We start from the raw sequence: 5387 nt of genomic DNA, 5'->3' as shown, positions 1-5387 counted from the left end.
CAGACCGCCCGGACGTGCCACCATGGCGTCCTCAAGAAGGAGACCACCATGTCAGACCATGTCTACAAGCTTCTCGAACTCACCGGCTCCTCGCCGACCAGCAGCGACGACGCCGTGCGCCGAGCCATCGCCAAGGCCAGCGAATCGGTGCGCAACATCCAGTGGTTCCAGGTCACCGAGACCCGCGGCCACGTGGTCGACGGCAAGGTCGGACACTGGCAGGTGACGCTCAAGGTCGGCTTCACCCTGGAAGGCTGAGAACCCACCCAGAGGGCCGGCGAAGCCAGGCCCCTGTTGGTGAAACACCGCGGAACCGGCTTCGCCGGGCCGCTGGTGTTGCCCCCTGCAGGGGGTGGGCGCGCTACACGAAGTGAGCCCAACCTGGGGGGGAGCTCAGTACACGGCTTCGCCGGGCCGCTGGTGTTGCCCCCGGTAGGGGGTGGGCGCCCCGACACGCAGTGCGGGGCAACCTGGGGGCGAGCGTCAGTCAGTCCRGTGCCTGGATCACCCGGTCGAACTCCTCGTCGGCCGGCACGTTGTCGGCGTCGAGTTCGCTGGCGTCGGTGAGGTCGATGCCGGTTTCTTCGGAGAGCTCGTCCGTGGCCTCGGCGTCGGACGAACCGAATTCCTCTTCCTCTTCGGGCAAGGCGTCATCGGACTCGTCGATCTCGGGTTCGTCTGCGGCTTCTCCGGAACGCAGAGGGGGGTCGGCGCTGCTCATGATCGGGCTCCTTGGCTGATGCCTGACATGATGCACCCCTGTGGGCGCCCCTGCCGAATCAGCCTCATCGGCGCAGGGACAAATGAGCTTGTCGGAAAGCCCCCCCGGGTGTCCATTCAGTGCCTGTGGTCCGAGGATTCGTGCGCGTGGTCGGGGTCGGACCCGTCGTGCGCATGGTCGTGATCGGCATGCGCGAGCCGGCTCGCCAAGGTGACTAGCAGGATCCCGRCCACCAGCCAGGCGATCTGCAACGCCGTCTGGCGCGCGGGCAGGCGCTTCTGCAGTTGCGGGATCAGGTCGGCCAGCGCGACGTAGACGAAGCTGCTGGACGCCAGCACCAGGAAATACGGCAGCCAGCCGTGGAGCTGGTCGACCAGCCACCAGCCTACCAGCCCGCCGAGCGCGGTCATGGTGCCGGCCAGCGACACCTTGACCAGGGCGGCGCGATGGTTGGGCGAGCTCTGGCGCAGCACCACCAGGTCGCCGATGTGGTGAGGCACCTCGTGCGCCAGCACCGCGATCGCGGCCACCACCCCCAGGCGCAGGTCGGCGGTGAAGGCCGAGGCGATCAGGATGCCGTCGCCGAAGCAATGCACGCTGTCGCCGGTGAGCACCGCCCAGCCGCCCCCCCGCGACGAAGGCCCATGGTCGTGCGAATGGCCGTGCGCATGCGCATGCGCGTGGTCGTGGTCGTGGTCGTGGTCGTGGTCGTGCTCGTGCTCGTGCTCCTGGTGGTGCTCGTGCCCGTGGTGCCACAGCTCCGCCTTGTCGAGCAGGAAGAAGAAAACCAGCCCGAACAGCAGCACCCCGAACAGCACCCCCGGCGCGATGTGGCTCTCGAAGGCTTCCGGCAGCAGGTGCATGAAGGCGGTCGCCAGCAAGGCGCCTGCGGCCAGGCTCAGCAGATGCTGCGGGTTGACGCCGCCGGCGCCGCTGCGCACGCCCACGCGCAGCAGCAGGGCGGCAATCCAGACACTTCCGATGCCCGCGACCAGGGTCGCGGCGATGATGGCTAACAAATTCATGACGGCTTCGCGCTATGGAGGCAAAAACAAAAGCCGCCCATCGGACGGCTTTCGGCGGAACGCGGCTGACGGAGGCGGCTAGGCCACACCGTTGGCTTTGAACCAGGCCAGGGCGCGATTCCATCCGTCCTCGGCGGCTCCCTTGACGTAGCTGGGCCGGTAGTCGGCATGAAAGGCATGGCCCGCTTCGGGGTACACGACGAACTGCGATGCCTTGGCCGCCGGGGTGCCGGTGGCCAGGGCAGCCTTCATCTTATCAACCGTGTCAAGGGGGATGCCCTGGTCCTTGCCGCCATAGAGACCCAGCACCGGCGCCTTCAGGCCGGCGACGACGTCGACCGGATGCTTCGGCGTCCGCTCGCCCGCCTGTCCGACCAGGCGCCCGTACCAGGCCACGCCGGCCTTGACCTTGCCGGTCGCCGCATAGAGCCAGACGATGCGCCCGCCCCAGCAGAAGCCGGTGATGGCGGCATCGCTCACGTCGCCGCCATGGGCGGCCGCGTACTTGAGCGCGCCGTCGAGGTCGGCCATGACCTGGGCGTCGGACACCTTGCTGACGATGTCCGCCTGCAGTTTTGGAATGTCGGAATAGCCCTTGGGGTCGCCCTGCCGCGCATAGAGCTCGGGCGCGATCGCCAGGTAGCCGGCCTGGGCGAAGCGGCGGCAGGTGTCGGCGACGTACTCGGTCACGCCGAAGATTTCCTGCACCACCAGCACCACCGACAGGTCGGTCTTGCCCGCCGGAGCCGCTGCGTAGGCCGGCACCTCGAAGCCGTTGACCGTGTACGTCACGGGTCCGGCGACGAGGCCGTCGGTCGAGGTCTTGACCACGGTCTGCGCCGCGATCGGCAACGTCGTGGCGGCATAGCCGACGCCGATCGCGGCCTTGAGCGCGGTGCGGCGCGTGGCGCCGTGGACGGTGCTGTCGCCGGGGCGCAGCGAATCGAATTCGGCTTGCAGATCGGAACCGGTCTGGTGATGGGGCATGCGGCGGACTCCTGTGGATTCGTCGGAGGGAAAGCGCTGCGCGCGAGGCGCAGGCCGCACTGTATGCGAATCGACCGGGGTGCGCTTGCCGCGCCGCTCAGGTCGCGGGCTTGTCGCTCGGCGACTGGATGTTCTCGCGCAACTGCGGGCTCATCGGCAGATTCAGCGGCACGCCTCTGGGCGGGATCGGCTGCATGAACCACTTGGTGTACATCTTCTCGAACTCGCCGCTCTTCATGAGGCCGATGAAGGTGTCGTCCACCAGCTTCTTGAAGGCCGGGTCGTCCTTGGCCAGCATGCAACCGTAGGGCTCGACCTGCAATGCGTCGCCGACCACCTCGAACTCGGCCGGGTTCTTGGCGTTGGCGATCAGGCCGAACAGCAGGATGTCGTCCATCGCGAAAGCCGCGGCGCGGTCGCCCTCGACCAGCAGGAAGGCATCGGCGTGGTCCTTGCCGAGCACGATGTCGATGTCGAGGTTCTTTTCGGCGTTGTACTTGCGCATGACCAGGGCGTTGGTGGTGCCGGTGGTGCTGGCCACGGTCTTCTTCGCGAGGTCGGCGTAGTTCTTGATCTTCGAGGACTTCTTCACCAGCAGACGGGTGCCGGTGTAGAAATGGTTGATCGCGAAACTGACGTCCTTGGCGCGCGCCGTGTTGTTGGTGGTCGATCCGCACTCGAGGTCGATGGTGCCGTTGGTGATCAGCGGAATGCGGTTCTGCGAGGTCACGGGCATCAGCGCGACCTCCAGGTTGGGCTTGTTGAGCTTCTTCTTGACCGCCTCGACCACCGCGTTGGACAGCTCGACCGAGAAGCCGATCGGCTTGTTCGGGCCGTCGAGGTAGCTGAAGGGCACGGACGATTCGCGGTAGGCCAGCGTGATCTTGCCGGTCTCGGCGATCTTGGCCAGGGTGTCGGCGGCCTGGACGCCCGTGGCGGCAACGGCGAGGAGAACGGCAGCCATCGATGCGGAGAGTTTCATGCGAGCCCTTTCGGCTGGTGGAAGGAGACGAAGTGTAGGAATCATTCAGGCGCCGGTCACAATTCCTTTTGCACCGCCGGCCATGACCAAAAGTTATGGGCTGGCGATGCCATGCGCTTTGGCTATGGGTCGTCTTTCTTTTGGCATTTCCCGGCGCTGCGGCGCGGGCCTAGAGTCGACCGATCCGACAACAGCGAGAGGAAAGCGTCATGCACGTCTGCGTGCTGGGGGCCGGCATCGTGGGCCTGGCCACTGCCTGGCAACTGAACCGCCAGGGTCACCAGGTCAGCGTGGTCGACCGCGCCGCGCCGGGCGCCGGCGCGAGCGGCGGCAATGGCGCGCAGTTGAGCTATTCGTACGTGCAGCCGCTGGCCGACCCGTCGATCTGGAAGCAGTTGCCCAAGCTGCTGCTCTCGCCCTCCTCCCCGCTCAAGCTGCGTCCGCAACTGGACCCGCTGCAATGGCGCTGGGCCCTGGCCTTCCTGGCGGCCTGCAACGCCCGCACCTCGCGCGAGAGCACCGCCCGCCTGCTGGCGCTCGCGGCCCGGAGCCGCGCGGCCTTCGAGGCCATGCGCGCCGACGTCGCGCCCGATTGCGACTTCTCCGCCACCGGCAAGCTGGTGCTCTACGCCGGCGCGGCGTCGCTGGCGGGCGCCCAGCGACAGCTCGATCTGCAGCGCGCGATGGGCAGCGAACAGCGCCTGGTCACGGCCGACGAGTGCGTGGCCATCGAGCCGGCGCTGGCCAGCTACCGCGCACAGATCGCCGGCGCCATCCATACGCCCAGCGAATGCGCGGCCGACTGTCTGAAGGTTTGCACGGAGCTCGTGCGGGCGCTCGATGAACGCGGTGTGCGTTTCATGCTCGACACCGAGATCCACGGATTCGACCCGCGCGGCGGCCGTGTGGCCGCGCTGCAGACCGCCGGCGGCGACATCGAGGCCGATGCCTTCGTGATGGCCCTGGGCACCGCCTCGCACCGGTTCGGGCGCCAGCTGGGCGTCTACCTGCCGGTGTACCCGCTCAAGGGCTACAGCATCACGGTCGACGTCGATCCGGCGCCTGACGCCGCACCTCGAGTGAGCGTGACCGACAGCACCCGCAAGGTGGTGTTCGCGCGCATCGGATCGCGCCTGCGGGTGGCCGGCATGGCCGAACTGGTCGGGCACGACGCGAGCATCCCGGCAGCCCGCATCGAGACCTTGGCCGAGGCCACGCGCGCGGTGTTCCCGCAGGCCGGCAAGCTCGATGCGCTGCACCCCTGGACCGGCATGCGGCCGGCCACGCCGACGGGCGTGCCGATCGTCGGCCGGCTGGAGGGAGCGCCTTCCAACATGGTCTTCAATACCGGGCATGGGGCGCTGGGGTTCACGCTGGCGTTCGGGTCGGCGCAGCGGGTGGCGGAGGCGCTGGAACGATAGGATCTCTTAGTGCGCACGTGCGGCGGCGGCGGGCGGTATGCCCCGGGCCGGCCGACGTCACCGGCCGCTTCGCGGCTGCCCTGCGCTGCTCGCGGTACGCGGGGTCTCGCTCAAACTCGCTCCGCTGCGCTCCTCAGCGGCGCAGAGGGGATCGCCCGTCCCGCACCGCATGCCGGGCTTCGGGGTGTTCAACGGCCAGCTGCGCCTCCAGCGTCGCAATGCAACCCCAGCGTGTCCACGGCGGTGGGCGG

6 protein-coding genes are annotated in these 5387 nt (G+C 68.2%); 2 read left to right on the top strand and 4 right to left on the bottom strand.

Annotation, left to right across the window (positions count from 1 at the left end):
• Positions 1–48: 48 nt before the first annotated feature.
• The gene (locus AC1D2K_RS29020) at positions 49–258 is read left to right on the top strand and encodes a dodecin (RefSeq protein WP_478093166.1); all 210 of its coding nucleotides are present in this window, start codon (positions 49–51) and stop codon (positions 256–258) included.
• A 229-nt stretch (positions 259–487) separates the two neighbouring features.
• Here AC1D2K_RS29020 and AC1D2K_RS29015 read toward each other — a convergent pair whose 3' ends face one another.
• The 4 genes from AC1D2K_RS29015 to AC1D2K_RS29000 form a co-directional block, all read right to left on the bottom strand.
• Entirely contained in the window at positions 488–721 is a 234-nt protein-coding gene (locus AC1D2K_RS29015; RefSeq protein WP_478093164.1) for a hypothetical protein, read from the bottom strand.
• Positions 722–837: 116 nt separating this feature from the next.
• Positions 838–1746: a ZIP family metal transporter gene (locus AC1D2K_RS29010; protein ID WP_478093162.1), complete on the bottom strand. Its 909-nt coding sequence runs from the start codon at positions 1744–1746 to the stop codon at positions 838–840.
• 78 nt (positions 1747–1824) lie between these two features.
• Positions 1825–2733 carry a dienelactone hydrolase family protein gene (locus AC1D2K_RS29005; RefSeq protein WP_478093160.1) on the bottom strand — a complete coding sequence of 303 codons (909 nt, stop codon included), beginning with the start codon at positions 2731–2733 and terminating at the stop codon, positions 1825–1827.
• A gap of 97 nt (positions 2734–2830) precedes the next feature.
• Positions 2831–3715: a transporter substrate-binding domain-containing protein gene (locus tag AC1D2K_RS29000; RefSeq protein ID WP_478093158.1), complete on the bottom strand. Its 885-nt coding sequence runs from the start codon at positions 3713–3715 to the stop codon at positions 2831–2833.
• Between the two features lie 209 nt (positions 3716–3924).
• Between AC1D2K_RS29000 and AC1D2K_RS28995 the strand changes: the two genes are divergently transcribed.
• Positions 3925–5136: a D-amino acid dehydrogenase gene (locus AC1D2K_RS28995; RefSeq protein WP_478093157.1), complete on the top strand. Its 1212-nt coding sequence runs from the start codon at positions 3925–3927 to the stop codon at positions 5134–5136.
• The last annotated feature ends 251 nt before the right edge of the window (positions 5137–5387 follow it).

Source organism: Variovorax sp. P1_H12_2, from assembly GCF_056405335.1.
The sequence above is the reverse complement of the archived record's forward strand: the minus strand, read 5'-3'. Positions and strand labels throughout refer to the sequence as shown.